This window comes from Ramlibacter sp. JJN2-2R (assembly GCF_057747835.1).
This window is the reverse complement of sequence record NZ_CM173226.1, coordinates 982159-996412: the sequence shown is the minus strand read 5'-3', so window position 1 is coordinate 996412 and position 14254 is coordinate 982159. Positions and strand designations below refer to the sequence as shown.

The following is a 14254-nucleotide window of genomic DNA, read 5'->3' as shown; positions in this document are numbered from 1 at the left end:
GCGACATCGGGAACCGACTTGCGGGGGTTGTATTGCGACTCGATGTCGTCGGGAAGAGGAAGACCAAGCATGCCGCGCCAGAGGGAGAACCATAGGTGAACGTGGGTAGCATGCTACCAATCCGACGCCCACTGCGCAGCGTCGTTACACCTTAAGAAGAAGGCGTTGCCCAAGCTGCACGTGGCGCCCCGGTGGACGTCGAGGGGGCGTGATCAAAGCACCTGGTGCTCGGCCACCGCGAAGACCGTGATCTCCGCCAGGAACGTCTTGGCGTGCTCCATGGTGCGCACGCCTGCAGGCGAGGAGAACGCCGCTTCGAGGATCGCGGCGTTCTCGAACCACAGCTCCACGATGCCGTCGATCGGCAACTCGTCGTAGCCGCACGGCCGTCCTTTCACCCGCTCGCGCGCGACCACCACGTTCTGCCGGTATCCCGCGACGCCAGGCATCTGGCGCACGTGGTCGCCGTGGATCTTCCATTCGCGCCGGAAGTCGTCCTCGCTCAGGTCGGGGCGGCGCTTGAGGATCGACATCCGCTTGAGAAGGCGCCCTCGCTCGGGTTGGTCCGGCACCGGGATCACGACGTCCTGCCGGGCCGTCACGATATGGAGGTTGCCGAGGAAGAAGTTCTCGTCCGCCACGAGCGCGGCCGCGAGCTCGCCGCTGTTGAACGCCTGGTCCGCCTGGGTCCGATCGTCGAACCTCAGCTGCGAGAAGCCGTCGACATCCCAGGGGCCACGGGCGTAGGCGATGCCGCGCTGCAGGCGATCCGTCACCGCGTTCTGCCAATAGGACCGCAGCGCCGGGGCGCGCGCGGCCAGCGGTCCGTGGTGGTCGCGCCAGTAGGCGCGGAAGTCCTCGTCGCTCCACTCCGCCTTCCTGCGGATCAGCCCCATCCTCACGTTCATCGGGTCTCCTTTCGCTGTTCGGTCGACATGGGCGCACTGGCGGCTGCGCGGGCTTTCGCGAGCCCGGGCTCGCGCTTCGCGAGCCAGGCGCCGTGCCGCTGCGGCCAACGCTCGAACGCCGGATCGATGCCCAACGCGCGGGCCGCGTGCAGGGCCCAGTACGGATCAAGCAGCGCCTCGCGCCCCAGGGCGACGAGGTCGGCACGGCCCTCGGCCAGGATCCGCTCGGCCTGCTCCGCGTCCACGATCATTCCCACCGCCTGCGTCCTGACGCCCGCCTCGCGCCGGATGCGGTCGGCGAAGGGCACCTGGAAGCCCAGTCCGCGCGGCACCGGCAGGGCGCGCGTTTCCTCGGTCAGGCCGCCGGAGGAGCAGTCGATCACGTCCACACCGCGCTGCCCCAGCTCGCGCGCGAGCACGACCGAGTCCTCCAGGTCCCATCCGCCCTCGCTGCCGTCGACGGCGGACAGGCGGCAGAACAGCGGCTTGTGCGCGGGCCATGCGGTGCGAACGCGCTCCGCGATCTCGAGCGCCAGCCGCATGCGCCCCGCGCGATCGCCGCCCCAGCGGTCCTGCCGATGGTTGGAGTTCGGCGACAGGAAACTCGCCACAAGGTAGCCGTGGCCGAAGTGGAGTTCCACCACGTCGAAGCCCGCGCGGTCCGCGCGCCGGGTCGCCGCGACGAACGCCTGGATCACCCGGTCGATGCCCGCCTCGTCCAGTACGGCCGGCGTACTCCACCCGGGCCCGGCGGGCAACGCGCTCGGGCCCAGCCGCTCCCACGGCTGCGCATCGGCGGCCATGTCCGCGGCACCCAGCGCGGCGCCGCCCTCCCACAGTGGCTGGCTGCCGCTCTTGCGGCCGGCATGGGCCAGCTGCACGCCGATCGCCGCGCCGTTGGCATGCACGAAATCGACCACGTCCTTGAGCGGCTGCACGTGGCTGTCGTTCCACAGCCCCAGGTCGGCGCTGCCGATGCGCCCGCGCGGGTCGACCGCCGTGCTCTCGGTGAGGATCAGGCCCGCGCCACCGAGGGCGAACTTGCCCAGGTGCACCAGGTGCCAGGGGGTCGCCTGCCCGCCTTGCGCCGCGTGCTGGCACATGGGCGAGATGACGATGCGGTTCTTCAGCTCGAGTCCGCGCAACTGCAGCGGCTGGAACAGGACAGGGGTTGCCGGCTTCACGCCTTGCTCCAGTCGGCGGGTCGCGTTGCCGGCGCCTTCGGCCGGCGCGTACCCAGGTAGGTGCCACCCATCACGGCGGCGAAGCCGACGAGGTGCCACGCGGTCAACTGCTCGCCGAGGAACAGGCCCGCGAACGCGACACCGAACACGGGTACCCAGTAGAGGAACACCGCCGTGCGCGCGACGCCGATGCGGGCGATGGCGCCATTCCACACGAGGTTGGACACGGCCGTGGCCATCACACCGGAGAACAGGACCAGGGTCCACGGGTGCCAGCCCGGGAAGACGATGGCGACGCTCAGCGGCGCGTTGCTGCCCGCCCGGTGCAGCACGAGCAGCACGGTGCCGATCACATAGATGGCCCAGCTGATCGCGAGCGGATGCACGCGTTGCGCCAGGCGTTGCACGATGGCGCCGCCAGCGGCGAAGCTCACCACCCCGCCGGCCAGCATCAGGTCGCCCAGGCTGGCGCGCGAGAGGCCCGCGCCCGGGTGGCTCAGGACCACCGCCCCCACCCCCGCCAGGCCGAGCAGGACGCCGCCGATCCGCTGCGCCGTGAGGGCCTCGCGGAACGCCAGCGCGGCGATCAGGGCCGACACCAGCGGACTCAGCGCCATGATCAGGGAAGCGTTGGTCGCCGTGGAGCGCAGCAGGCCCTCGGCGAACAGGATCTGGTTGAAGTAGACCATCAGCACGCCGCAGGCCGCCAGCGCCACCCAGGCGCGGCCGGAGATCGCGCGCAGGCTGCAGCGCTTCCACAGCACGATGGCGGTCAGGACGAGGCTCGCCACGACCATCCGCACCGAGGCGAGCAGCAGCGGATCGAACCAGCGGACCAGCACCTTCACCGCCGGCACGTTCAGGCCCCAGATCACCATCGCGACCAGCAGCGTCGCCTGGACGCGCAACGCCTGCCGGTGCGCGTCGGCTTCGTCCTTGGACTTCATGGCATCCGCCGGCGGTCGACCGTCAAGGCCGTGCCGGATCGTGCGTCTCATCGCGGGCGGCCAACGCCAGCCCCGCTCAGGCCTGCTGCCCTTCCAGGGCCAGCCACATCTGGCGATCGCGCTCGGCCGTCCAGATGCGCGGATCCGGGTACTGCGTCGCCTCGTCGTAGCAGCGCGTCACGTCGAACGGCATGCAGTGGTCGAAGATCACCCAGTGGCCGTACTTCGGCTTCAGGCGCGCGTACGTCTCCCGGTACACCGTGTTGAGGTCCTTGCCGGCGCGCGCGCCCTCGGAGACGCTGGCGTACACGTCGGCGATGAAGTCGCGCGTGCCGGCCAGGCCCTTGGCCACGTCGTCGGGCGTGGTCAGCGCGGCGCCCCGACCGGGCACCAGCGCCTTCGGCGCGAGCGCCGCGACGTTGTCCAGCGTCCTGGGCCAGTCCTTGAAGTAGGCATCGCCCGCGTACGGCGTGGCGTCGAATTCCACCAGGTCGCCGGAGAAGAGCGTGCGCTCCTGGGGCAGCCACACGACGGTGTCGCCCTTGGTGTGCCCGCGCCCGAGCTGCAGCAGCTGCACCTCGAGCTTGCCGAGCCACACGGTCATCTTGCCGGTGAAGGTCATCGTCGGCCAGGTGAGCCCCGCCGGCACCGACTCGACGTTGCGGAACAGGCGCGGGAAGCGCCCGATCTCGCTGGCCTTGTCCTGCTCGCCGCGCTCGACGATCAGGTCGTAGGTGTCCTGGCTGGCAAGGATCTGCTGCGGCCCATAGGCGCTGGCGCCGAACACGCGCACCGCGTGGTAGTGCGTGAGGACCACGTACTTGATCGGCTTGTCGGTGACTTCGCGGATGCGCCGGATCACGTCGGCCGCCATCGCCGGCGTGGCCTGGGTGTCGGCCACGAGCACGGCCTCGTCACCGATCACGATGCCGGTGTTCGGGTCGCCTTCGGCCGTGTAGGCCCAGGCATGTTCCGAGATCTGGCTGAACGTGACATTCTTTTCTTCGAGGTCGGCCTGGCTGGCGAAGGTCTTCTGCGGCGTCATGGGAGTCTGTCCTTGGTACTGCGGGTGGTCAGTGGGCGCCGAGATACGCGGCCCTGACCTTGGGATCGTTGAGGAGTTCGGTGCCGGAGCCTTCGAGCGTGATCAGCCCGGTCTCCAGCACGTAGGCACGGTCGGCCACGGCCAGTGCCTGCTTGGCCATCTGCTCCACCAGCAGGATGGTGAGCCCCGAGTCGCGCAGCTGCCGGATGGCATCGAAGATGCCCTTGATCACCAGGGGCGCCAGGCCCAGCGAGGGCTCGTCCAGCAACAGCAGTCGCGGCTCGCTCATGAGCGCGCGCGAGATGGCGAGCATCTGCTGCTCGCCCCCCGACAGCGTTCCGGCCATCTGGTCGGCCCGCTCGCGCAGGCGCGGAAAGCGGTCGAACTCGCGCTCGATCGCCCGGTCGACCAGGGCGGCGTCCTTGCGGCGCGAGAAGGCGCCCAGCAGCAGGTTCTCGCGCACCGTCTGGTCCGCGAACACGCCGCGGCCCTCGGGCGACATGGCCACGCCCAGGCCCACCCGCTGGTGCGCCGCGACGCGGGTGCAGTCCTGGCCGTGCAACAGGATGCGCCCGGCCGTCACCGGCTCGAGGCCGGCGATGCACTTGAGCAGCGTGCTCTTGCCGGCGCCGTTGGCACCGATGATGGTGACGACCTCGCCGGCGCGCACTTCCAGGCTCACGCCCTTGACGGCCTGGATGGCGCCGTAGGAGACCTGGACCGATTCGAGTTTCAGCATGGGTGTGGAATTCAGGCCGCGACCGCGGCGGCGACCGCCTCGTCCGGCGCGGGTTCGTCGATGCCGAGATAGGCCTCGATCACGCGGGGGTTGCCCTGCACCTCGGCCGGCTTGCCCTCGGCGATCTTCATGCCGTAGTCGAGCACGATCACGTGGTCGGAGATCGACATCACCAGGTCCATGTGGTGCTCCACCATCAGGATCGTGATGCCGCAGCGGCCGATGCGCAGCAGCAGCTGCCCCAGCTCGGCGGTCTCCTGCGGGTTCAGGCCGGCGGCAGGCTCGTCCAGGAGCAGCAGCTGCGGCTCGGTGGCGAGCGCGCGCGCCAGCTCCACGCGGCGCTGCAGGCCGTACGGCAGGCTGCCGGCGGGCTGGTCGGCCAGGTGCAGCAGGCCCACCAGTTGCAGCAACTGCAATGCACGGTCGCGCGTGCGGGCCTCCTCGCGGCGCGCCCGCGGCAGCGCGAGCAGCGAGCTGAAGAACCCGTTGGCCATGCGGGTGTGGTGGCCCAGCATGACGTTGTCCAGGACCGACAGGTCCGCGAACAGGCGCAGGTTCTGGAACGTGCGGCCCATGCCCAGGTGGCAGATCGCATGCACCGGCTGGCCGGCGATCTCGCGGCCGAGGAAGCTGATGGCCCCCTCGCTCGGATCGATCACGCCGGTCAGCATGTTGAGCATCGTGCTCTTGCCGGCGCCGTTCGGGCCGATCAGCGCGTGGATGTGGCCGCGGCGCAGCTGGAAGGACACGTCGTGGGCCGGCTTGACGCCACCGAACGACTTGGACACGTTGCGCACCGCGAGCAGCTCGCCTTCGCCGGCGGCGGTTTCCCGCGGCGGCTCGTCCGCGACGCGCGGCGTCGCCTGCGGGGTGGGCGCGCGCCGCCAGGCCTTGGACAGGAAGCCCATCACGCCGTTGGGCATCACGTACAGCGCGAAGAGCAGCAGCAAGCCGTAGATGAAGTGCTGGGCGGCCGGCCAGCGGGCCAGGAACGCGTCGGCCAGGGTCAGGATCACCGCCCCCACGAGCGGTCCGTACTGGTTGCCGGCCCCACCGAGCAGCACCAGCAGCAGGATGAAGATCGACAGGTTGAAGGTGATGAAGTCGGAGTTGATGTACTGGTTCTGCTGCGCCACCAGCGCGCCGGCGATGCCGCAGGTGACGGCGGCGATGACGAAGGCCACCACCTTGGCGCGGTAGACGCGCACGCCGACCGAGGAGGCGGCCATCTCGTCGGCCTGCAGCGACAGCAGCGCGCGGCCGAAGCGGCCCTGCAGCAGGTTGCGAAGCAGCAGGTGCGTCACCGCGCACAGGGCCAGCGTGAACCAGACCCACTGCTGCAGCGTGAGCGGCTGGCCGCGCCAGTCCGGCGGCCGGATGCCGTAGATGCCCTGCGCGCCGCCGAAGACGGCCGTCCACTCGCTCACCAGTTTCTCGACCACGATGCCGAAGGCCAGCGTCACCATCGCCAGGTACGGCCCCTTCACGCGCAGGGAAGGCAGCGCGATCAGCACGCCGCACAGCCCGGACACGACGGCGGCCACGACGAGCGCCAGCCAGGGATTGATCTCGGTTTGCGCCGTCAGCAGTGCCACCGCGTAGGCGCCGGCGGCGAACAGGCCCGCCTGGCCCAGCGACTTCTGCCCGGCGTAGCCCACCAGCACGTTCATGCCGGCGGCGCACAGGTAGTACACCCCCATCATGAAGAGGATGCGCAGGTAGTAGTCGTTGCTCAGGAATGCGACCGCGGCCGCCACGAGGGCCGTGGCGGCTGCCACGCCGATGAAATGCGGCAGGCCCTTCATACCTTCTCCACCAGGCGGCGGCCGAACAGGCCGGTCGGCCGGAACGCCAGCACCATGATCACCAGGACGAACACCGCGACATCGCGCCATTGCGCCTGCCACAGGTTCACCAGCGATTCGAGGACGCCCAGGGCGAACCCGCCGATGACGCAGCCGCGCGGGTTGTCCAGGCCGCCGATCATGGCGCCGGAAAAGCCCTTGAGCCCGATGGTCAGGCCCATGAAGAGCGACGCCTGCGCAATCGGCGCCAGCAGGAATCCGGACAGGCCGGCGAGCGCCGAACTGACCGCGAAGGCGAGCACCATGACGGCGCCGGTGTTGATGCCCATGAGGCTGGCCACGCTCTTGTTGGCGGCCACCGCGCGCATCGCCTTGCCCAGCATGGTGCGGTTCATGACGTGATCGAAACCGAACATGATCACGACGGCGACGCCGAGCGTGAGCAACTCCTGCGGCCGCACGCCGACGCCGAACAGGCGAATGACGGCATCGCCCACCGGGCCCGGCACCACGACGGGTTTGGGGCCCCAGATCGCGAGGCCGATGCTTTGCAGCACGACACCGAAGCCCAGCGTGCTCATCACCCAGGCCATGCCGGGGCGCCCGGCGAAGGGACGCACGCCGATCGCGTAGAGCAGCCAGCCCAGCAGGCCCATGGCCCCCAGCGCGGCGACCAGGGCGAGCAACTGCGCACCGGTGCCCGGGATCGCATCGCCGAAGCTCGTGGCCGTGATGGGCCGGCCGAGCGCGAGGAACAGCACGCTCATGCCGACGAACGCACCGGCGGACACGAACTCCCCATGCGAGAAGTTCAGCGTCTTGGTGGTCGTGAAGGTGACGCTGAAGCCGAGCGCGACGAGCGCATAGGCGCCGCCGACGGCGAGCCCGCTGATGATGGCCTGGAGGAGGGCTTCTGCCATGGTGGGTCTCCGGCGCATCCGCGCGGCCGCGCCGCGCGGATGCCGTGGGTGCTCAGTCCTTGAAGTCGGCGGCCGTCAGCGAGTTGACGATGTTGTCGCTGTAGGGCATCAGCTTGCCGTCCTTCCAGCGGATCCAGACGAAGTCCTTGGCGCCCAGCGCTTCGTGGTTCGTCTTGCTGAACGGATGCTCGTAGGTCTTGAGCACCCCTTGCACCGGCGCCTTCAGGTCCTCGAGCGCCAGGCGCACCGCATTGCCTTCGGTCGTGTTGGCCTGCTTGACCGCGGCGGCGTAAATCTGCACCGAGTCATAGCCATGCAGCGCGAACGAGAAGGAGCTGGGTGCCTTCAGCTTGGAGCCGATGCGGCCGTACAGCTTTTCCTGCGCGGGGGTGCGCGACTCGCTCACCGTGCGCATGAAGATCGGCTTGTCGGCCAGCGCCTTGCCCGCGGCGTCGTAGAAGGTGATGTTGTCGGCCGCCCAGGAGGTCAGCAGCAGCGGGAAGTAGTTGATCTTCTCCATGCTGCGCACCAGCTGTGCGATCGGCGTGCCCTGCGCCCACACGACCACGGTGTCGACGCCGGCGGCCTTGAGCTTGCTCAGCTGCGAGGTCATGTCGGTGTCGCCCACGGCGAAGTGCTCGACGCCCGCGACCTTGATGCCCTGCTTGGCGGCGATCTCCTGCATGTCCTTGAGGCCGCCCTGGCCGTAGCCGGTGGTCTCGGCCATCAGGCCCACGGTCTTGGAGGCGGGGTTCTTCTTGACGTAGGCCATCAGGGCCGCGACCTGCGGGCGGTCCACCATGGAGACGCGGAACATGTAGTTGTCCGCGCCGGCGGCCATCGGCTTGGTGATGTCGGTGCCCGAGCCCACGTTGCCGATCACGGGGATCTTCTTCTGGTTCGGGATGTGCTTCCAGGCCATCGCGTTGCCGGAGTTGGTCGGGCCGAACACCGCCGCGACCTTCTCGTTGTCGATCAGGTCGGTCATGTTCTGGATCGACTTGGGCGGCGCGGAGCCGTCGTCGCGGGTGACGAGCACCAGCTTCTTGCCCAGCACCCCGCCGGCGGCGTTGATGTCGTCGATCGCGGCCTGCATGCCCTGCACGGCGGCGGCGCCGCTCTGCGCGGAGGGCGAGGCGGACAGGTCGCCGTTGAAGCCGATCTTGATGTCCTGTGCCGAAGCGGCGGCGGACGCGGCGAGGGCCACGGCCGACAGCGCAAGGCTGCAGAGGCGTTTGAAGTTCATGTTGTCTCCTTGGTGTGGGAAAGGGAAATGGGAGCCGCGTGGGCTGCCGTCAGACTGCGAGGAAGCCGCCGTCGACCGGCAGCGTGATGCCCGTGACGTAGCGCGACATGTCCGAGGCGAGGAAGATCACCGGCCCGACCAGGTCTTCGGTCTGGCCCACGCGCCCCATGGGAATGCGGGTCATGAACGTCTGCAGCCGCGAGGGGTCCTCGCGGGTGGCCGCGGTCATGGGCGTCTCGATCACGCCGGGCGCGAGCGCGTTGACGCGCACGCCCAGCGGCGCGAGTTCCTGCGCCAGCGACTGGGTGAACATCTTGATCGCGCCCTTGGAGGGCGAGTAGCCGAGGCTGGCGCCCTGCCCCGCATAGGCGGCAATCGACGCCAGGTTCACGATCGCCCCGCGCGTCTCCTTGATCGCCGGCAGGAACGCCATGGTCACGTTGAACGTGCCGTTGACGTTCACGTCCATGGTCTTCTTCCAGTTGGCCGCGGCGCGGGGGCTGGTGGTGTTCTCGCGGATGATGATGCCGGCGTTGTTGACCAACAGGTCGATGCGGCCGATTTCGCCCTGCACGCGGCGCGCGAGGGCTTCGCAATCCTCGGCCGAGGTCACGTCGAGCACGAAGGACCAGGCCTGGCCGCCGGCGTCGCGCACCAGTTGCGCGGTGTCGGCCACGGTCTGTGCGTTCATGTCGGTGGCAATCACGCGCGCGCCGGCCTGGGCCAAGCCCAATGCGAGCGCGCGGCCGTTGCCCTGGCCGGCACCGGTGATGAGGGCCAGCCGCCCTTGCAGCAGCTGGGGAGCAATGGTCGCGGGGAAGGACATCGTCATGGTGGCTCCGGTCGTCAGGCGGCCTGAGCCAGGGTCTGCGCCTCGCGCCGTTCCTGCGGCAGCGCCACGCTGTCCGCGGCGGCCGACTGCGCCAGCTGGTTGCCGGCGATGTAGCCGAAGGTCAGCGCCGGCCCGAGGGTGATGCCGGCGCCCGGGTAGTTGCCGCCCATGACGCTGGCCGCGTCGTTGCCCACCGCGTACAGACCCGCGATCGGCGCGCCGGACGCATCGAGCACGCGCGTCTTCTCGTCGGTGACCAGGCCCGCGAAGGTGCCGATGTCGCCGACCACGAGCTTGATGGCGTAGAAGGGACCGTGCTCCAGCGGCGCCACGCACGGGTTGGGGGTGACGAGCGCGTCGCCCTGGTAGCGGTTGTAGGCCTTGCTGCCCTTGCCGAACAGCGGATCGTCGCCCGTGCGAGCGTTCGCATTGAATTCCTGTACCGTCGCTTCCAGGGTCGCGGGATCGACGCCGATCTGGCGCGCGAGTTCCGCGATGGTTGCGCCGCGCTTGAGATAGCCGCTGCGCAGGTGGCGGCCGATGGGCAGCGGCGCGGGCGCGACGCAGCCCAGGCCGTAGCTGCGCAGGGCCTTGTGGTCGCACAGCAGCCAGGCCGAAACCTCGCCCTGGCCGGCGGACGCCTTCACCATGGCCTGCACGAAGTCATGGTACGAGTTGCCCTCGTTGGTGAAGCGCTTGCCCTGGCGCGTGACGGCGATGACGCCCGGCTTGGCGCGATCGATGAAGTGCGGCATGACACCGCTGGTGCCGTCCGGGCGCGTCGTCACCGAGGTGGGCACCCACGCGGCCGCATGCGGGATCGTCGGATCCACCCGGCCGCCCACCGCTTCGGCCAGCCGCAGCCCGTCGCCGGTGTTGGTCGAGGGCGATGGCGAGAAGTGCTCGCGGCCGCTGGGCGCGTGCGGGAACAGCTGCTTGCGGCGATCGACGTCGTACGGAAAGCCCCCGCACGCGAGCACCACGCCGCGGCGCGCCGTCACGCGCACGGTCGCACCCTCGTGCTGCACCAGCGCGCCGGTGACGGCGCCGCCTTCCACGACCAGCTCCTTCACGGGGGAGGACAGCCAGACGGGGATCTTCAGGTCCATCGCGGCCTTGGCGAGCCGGCCGGCCAGCGCGTTGCCGTTGGTCAGCGTCATGCCGCGGCCGGCGCTGATGACGTCGATGAGGTGCTTGGTCAGGCGCTTGGTGACATACCAGAACGACACCGGCGACTTGAAGGCCCGCATGAAGTGTTTGATCTCGGGCCCCGAGCCCAACATCATCCCGAACACCGTCAGCTCCGGCAGCGGCGGTGCCAGCTGCTTGATGCGCGGGCCGAGTTCACGACCGTTGAAGGGCCGCGTCACCATCGACCGGCCGCCCTGCAGGCCGCCGGGCGCCTCGGCGTGGTAGTCCGGGAACACGGCGGGCATGTCGAACTGCACGCAGGTGTTGCGGGTGAAGAAGTCGATCGCCTTCGGGCCGTTGTCCAGGAAGGCGTCCACCCGCTTCTCGTCGAAGTGGGTCGTGGTCTCGTGCTTCAGGTAGGTCTTGGCAGCGCCCGCGGGCTCGTGGATGCCCTGCTCGGTGGCCAGGCGCGTGCCCGGAATCCACAGCCAGCCGCCCGAGCGCGCGGTGGTGCCGCCGAACTGCGGCTGCTTCTCGACCACCAGGACGTCCAGCCCCTTGGAAGCCGCCGTGATGGCGGTGGCCATTCCCGAAGCTCCGGTTCCGACCACCAGCACGTCGACCGTGATGCTTTCCTGCGTCATTGCACTTGACTCCTTGGATGCCGCGCATTCTAGGCATCATCTGACTAATGTCAACGCGTTTGATATTATCGATTCGTGCGACTAACAGAAGCTGATTCAACAATATCAGGGAAAACCCCATGAGTACACTGGCCCCCCTTGGTCCAGCCATCGCCCCCATGGAAAAGAGTCGCCGCGGCATCCAGTCGATCGAGATCGGGAGTGCACTCCTGCTCGAGTTGGCGCGCAAGGTCCGGCCGATGGCGCTCAAGGACCTGGCCAAGGCGGCCGGCATGAGCGCGGGCAAGGCGCACCCCTACATGGTCAGCTTCCTGAAGGTTGGGTTCGTCAACCAGACGGCAGCGGGTCATTACGAACTGGGGCCGCTCGCACTGCAGCTGGGCCTGACCAAGCTGCAGCGCATGGACCCGGTCAAGGAGGCTTCCGACCTGCTGGAGCCCCTGGCCGAGGAAACGGGCCAAAGCGTCGCGCTGGCGGTCTGGGGCAACCTGGGGCCCACCATCGTGCGGATGGAAGAGCCGGTCGAGCCGCTGCACGTCAACCTGCGCACGGGCACGGTGATGTCGCTCGTGAACACCGCGACGGGGCGGCTGTTTGCCGCCTACATGCCGCCGAAGGTGGTCGAGCGCCTGCTGCAGGACGAACTGTCCCGGTCGCGGGAGGCGGGCCACAAGTCGGCGCACGCCATCGAGCAGCTGGAGCCGGAACTGGCCAAGGTGCGCAAGCACGGCATCTCGCGCACGCTCGGCCAACCCATTCCCGGCATCGATGCGATGTGCGCGCCCGTCTTCGATGCCGATGGCCACATCGTGCTCGGCGTGCTGGTCATGGGCCCGTCGGGCACCTTCGACAGCGCCTGGGACGGCGCCGTCGCCAAGCCGCTGGGCCGCTGCGTGGCCCAGATCTCGCGCCGGCTGGGGCGCGACGAGGCGAGCGCGTAGCCGGGGGCAGCCTTCGGGCCTGTCGGCCGCAGGCCGCCGCCTGAGTTGTCGATTTCCGCCCGGCTCGTTCGTCGTGGAGGCAGGGCGCCCTTGACGCCGCCCCATCAACACGAAAGGATGCCTCCATGAACCTCGGCCACCGCTTCAACTACGGATGGGTCGTCGTGGCGGTCGGTGCGCTGGCCACCTGCGTGGGCGCGGGCGCGGCGTTCTCGCTGCCGATCTTCCTGCAGCCCATCGCCGACGCCACCGGCTGGTCGCGCACCGGCATCTCCACCGCCATGACGATCAACTTCCTGGTCATGGGGCCGTGCTCGTTCGGCTGGGGCGCGCTGAGCGACCGCATCGGACCGCAGCCGTGCCTGCTGGCCGGCGGGGTGCTGCTCGGCGCGGGCCTGGCGTGGGCCAGCCAGGCGCAGCAGCTGTGGGAGTTCCAGGTGGCCTATGGCGTGGTCGTGGCGGCGGCCGTCGGCAGCTTCATGGCGCCGACCATATCGGCCGTGAGCCAGTGGTTCGAACGGCACCGGGCGCTGGCCATCTCGCTCGTCACCGTGGGCGTGGGCGTGGCGCCGCTGACGGTGTCGCCCTTCGCGGCGTGGCTGGTGAGCCGGATGGACTGGCGCGATGCCCAGCTGGTGATCGGGCTGCTCGCAGCGGCGGTGGTCATCCCGTCGGCCTTCCTCGTGCGCCGCCCGCCCCAGTCGACTCTCGCGAACGAAGGGACCACGAGCAGCGAGCCTGCGCCCCGCCTGGCGCAGCACTGGCGCTCGCCCGCGTTCGTCGTGCTGGGCGCCACCTTCTTCCTGTGCTGCGCCACGCATGCGGGCCCGATCTTCCACACCGTGAGCTATGCGATCAGTTGCGGCCTTCCGCCCATGACGGCGGTGACCATCTACAGCGTCGAAGGCCTGGCCGGCCTGGGCGGGCGCGTGCTGCTGGGCGGCCTGGCCGACCGCGTGGGCACCTTGCGCGTGCTGGTGGCCGGCCTCCTGATCCAGGCCGTGGCCGCCGGCATCTATGGCCTGGTGGACACGCGCGCCGGCTTCTATGCCGTGGCCGTCATCTTCGGCATGGCCTACGGCGGTGTGATGCCGCTGTATGCCGTGCTGGTGCGCGACCACTTTCCGGCGCAGATCATGGGCAGCGTGCTGGGCGCGCTGACCATGCTGTCCAGCGTGGGCATGGCGATGGGACCGGTGTTCGGCGGCTGGGTGTATGACCGCACCGGCACGTATGGGTGGTTGTATGCCGGGTCGCTGCTGCTCGGACTGGCGGCGGTGGCGGTGGCCATCACCTTTCCCAAGTCGCCCGCGGTTGCTTTGCAGCCGGGGAGCCCAGGCTAAGGCGACGGCCCGCAGGAATCACCGGACTGGACCCACGGGCCGCGCAAAGGAATTCCGTTCAATGCGTCGACGCGAGCCTGCTGGCGCCAAATTGGTGCGGCCGATTTCAATTGCGCCCGGGAAATAGCCGCTCAATTGCCACGGCGGCAATGCTCATTGCGCAATAATGTGCGCTCCTCAAGGAGAACACAGATGGCAACCTACCTCGAACTCAAAGAACAGGCCGAAAAACTATTGGCGCAGGCCGAGCAACTCAAGGCCAAGGAAACCGAAGACATGATCGAGGAGATCAAGTCGAAGATCCGCGCCTACGGCCTGACGGCCCAGGACCTCGGGTTCAGTGGGCGGATGGGCTCGGCATCCGGGCCCGGCCGGACGCCGAAGAAGCAAAAGGGCGTGGTGAAATACCGCGGCCCCAATGGCGAAACCTGGGGCGGCGGCCGTGGCCGCAAGCCGCAATGGGTGGTCGACGCCCTGGCCAAGGGCAAGAAACTCGACGATTTCCTGGTGGGCTGAGCCGCCCCCATGGGTGCCAGTCGGAATTGGAATTGAATTCCTGGAAAGCCGTT

General features: G+C 69.2%; 13 protein-coding genes. 3 read left to right on the top strand and 10 right to left on the bottom strand.

Translation table 11 applies throughout. The annotated features are described in order from the left end of the window. Window positions 1–212: 212 nt before the first annotated feature. From AC3ANR_RS04860 to AC3ANR_RS04815, 10 genes are all read right to left on the bottom strand, one after another. Window positions 213–908, bottom strand: coding sequence for an EthD domain-containing protein (locus AC3ANR_RS04860; RefSeq protein ID WP_488290748.1), 696 nt, complete (start codon window positions 906–908; stop codon window positions 213–215). After that, window positions 905–2092: an NADH:flavin oxidoreductase/NADH oxidase gene (locus AC3ANR_RS04855; protein WP_488290747.1), complete on the bottom strand. Its 1188-nt coding sequence runs from the start codon at window positions 2090–2092 to the stop codon at window positions 905–907. Before AC3ANR_RS04855 ends, AC3ANR_RS04860 begins: the two co-directional genes overlap by 4 nt. Continuing rightward, window positions 2089–3039, bottom strand: a complete 951-nt coding sequence (locus tag AC3ANR_RS04850) for a DMT family transporter (protein ID WP_488290746.1) — start codon at window positions 3037–3039, stop codon at window positions 2089–2091. The genes AC3ANR_RS04855 and AC3ANR_RS04850 overlap by 4 nt, the downstream gene beginning before the upstream one ends. Before the next feature lie 76 nt (window positions 3040–3115). Further along, window positions 3116–4084, bottom strand: coding sequence for an MBL fold metallo-hydrolase (locus AC3ANR_RS04845; protein ID WP_488290745.1), 969 nt, complete (start codon window positions 4082–4084; stop codon window positions 3116–3118). A gap of 28 nt (window positions 4085–4112) precedes the next feature. After that, window positions 4113–4823 (bottom strand): ABC transporter ATP-binding protein, encoded by a 711-nt coding sequence (locus AC3ANR_RS04840; protein ID WP_488290744.1) that lies wholly within the window; start codon window positions 4821–4823, stop codon window positions 4113–4115. An 11-nt stretch (window positions 4824–4834) separates the two neighbouring features. Next, window positions 4835–6628 (bottom strand): branched-chain amino acid ABC transporter ATP-binding protein/permease, encoded by a 1794-nt coding sequence (locus AC3ANR_RS04835; RefSeq protein ID WP_488290743.1) that lies wholly within the window; start codon window positions 6626–6628, stop codon window positions 4835–4837. Further along, window positions 6625–7548 carry a branched-chain amino acid ABC transporter permease gene (locus tag AC3ANR_RS04830; protein WP_488290742.1) on the bottom strand — a complete coding sequence of 308 codons (924 nt, stop codon included), beginning with the start codon at window positions 7546–7548 and terminating at the stop codon, window positions 6625–6627. The genes AC3ANR_RS04835 and AC3ANR_RS04830 overlap by 4 nt, the downstream gene beginning before the upstream one ends. Before the next feature lie 52 nt (window positions 7549–7600). Next, a complete protein-coding gene (locus tag AC3ANR_RS04825) occupies window positions 7601–8794 on the bottom strand; it encodes an ABC transporter substrate-binding protein (protein WP_488290741.1) in 1194 nt (397 codons plus the stop codon). Window positions 8795–8843: 49 nt separating this feature from the next. After that, on the bottom strand, window positions 8844–9620 hold the full coding sequence (locus AC3ANR_RS04820) for an SDR family NAD(P)-dependent oxidoreductase (protein ID WP_488291751.1): 777 nt from the start codon (window positions 9618–9620) through the stop codon (window positions 8844–8846). Between the two features lie 20 nt (window positions 9621–9640). Next, on the bottom strand, window positions 9641–11401 hold the full coding sequence (locus AC3ANR_RS04815) for an FAD-dependent oxidoreductase (protein WP_488290740.1): 1761 nt from the start codon (window positions 11399–11401) through the stop codon (window positions 9641–9643). Window positions 11402–11559: 158 nt separating this feature from the next. Between AC3ANR_RS04815 and AC3ANR_RS04810 the strand changes: the two genes are divergently transcribed. The 3 genes from AC3ANR_RS04810 to AC3ANR_RS04800 all read left to right on the top strand — a co-directional run bounded on the left by AC3ANR_RS04810 (window position 11560) and on the right by AC3ANR_RS04800 (window position 14201). Beyond that, window positions 11560–12342, top strand: coding sequence for an IclR family transcriptional regulator (locus tag AC3ANR_RS04810; protein WP_488290739.1), 783 nt, complete (start codon window positions 11560–11562; stop codon window positions 12340–12342). Between the two features lie 125 nt (window positions 12343–12467). Further along, window positions 12468–13685 carry an MFS transporter gene (locus tag AC3ANR_RS04805; protein ID WP_488290738.1) on the top strand — a complete coding sequence of 406 codons (1218 nt, stop codon included), beginning with the start codon at window positions 12468–12470 and terminating at the stop codon, window positions 13683–13685. A 192-nt stretch (window positions 13686–13877) separates the two neighbouring features. Further along, a complete protein-coding gene (locus AC3ANR_RS04800) occupies window positions 13878–14201 on the top strand; it encodes an H-NS histone family protein (protein WP_488290737.1) in 324 nt (107 codons plus the stop codon). The last annotated feature ends 53 nt before the right edge of the window (window positions 14202–14254 follow it).

What these genes read in the sequence shown, in the direction of transcription:
- AC3ANR_RS04830 (WP_488290742.1), bottom strand. Translation starts at nt 7,548, where the DNA reads ATGGCAGAAGCCCTCCTCCAGGCCATCATCAGCGGGCTCGCCGTCGGC.
- AC3ANR_RS04810 (WP_488290739.1), top strand. Translation starts at nt 11,560, where the DNA reads ATGGAAAAGAGTCGCCGCGGCATCCAGTCGATCGAGATCGGGAGTGCA.
- AC3ANR_RS04805 (WP_488290738.1), top strand. Translation starts at nt 12,468, where the DNA reads ATGAACCTCGGCCACCGCTTCAACTACGGATGGGTCGTCGTGGCGGTC.
- AC3ANR_RS04835 (WP_488290743.1), bottom strand. Translation starts at nt 6,628, where the DNA reads ATGAAGGGCCTGCCGCATTTCATCGGCGTGGCAGCCGCCACGGCCCTC.
- AC3ANR_RS04825 (WP_488290741.1), bottom strand. Translation starts at nt 8,794, where the DNA reads ATGAACTTCAAACGCCTCTGCAGCCTTGCGCTGTCGGCCGTGGCCCTC.
- AC3ANR_RS04850 (WP_488290746.1), bottom strand. Translation starts at nt 3,039, where the DNA reads ATGAAGTCCAAGGACGAAGCCGACGCGCACCGGCAGGCGTTGCGCGTC.
- AC3ANR_RS04845 (WP_488290745.1), bottom strand. Translation starts at nt 4,084, where the DNA reads ATGACGCCGCAGAAGACCTTCGCCAGCCAGGCCGACCTCGAAGAAAAG.
- AC3ANR_RS04815 (WP_488290740.1), bottom strand. Translation starts at nt 11,401, where the DNA reads ATGACGCAGGAAAGCATCACGGTCGACGTGCTGGTGGTCGGAACCGGA.
- AC3ANR_RS04820 (WP_488291751.1), bottom strand. Translation starts at nt 9,620, where the DNA reads ATGTCCTTCCCCGCGACCATTGCTCCCCAGCTGCTGCAAGGGCGGCTG.
- AC3ANR_RS04800 (WP_488290737.1), top strand. Translation starts at nt 13,878, where the DNA reads ATGGCAACCTACCTCGAACTCAAAGAACAGGCCGAAAAACTATTGGCG.
- AC3ANR_RS04840 (WP_488290744.1), bottom strand. Translation starts at nt 4,823, where the DNA reads ATGCTGAAACTCGAATCGGTCCAGGTCTCCTACGGCGCCATCCAGGCC.
- AC3ANR_RS04860 (WP_488290748.1), bottom strand. Translation starts at nt 908, where the DNA reads ATGAACGTGAGGATGGGGCTGATCCGCAGGAAGGCGGAGTGGAGCGAC.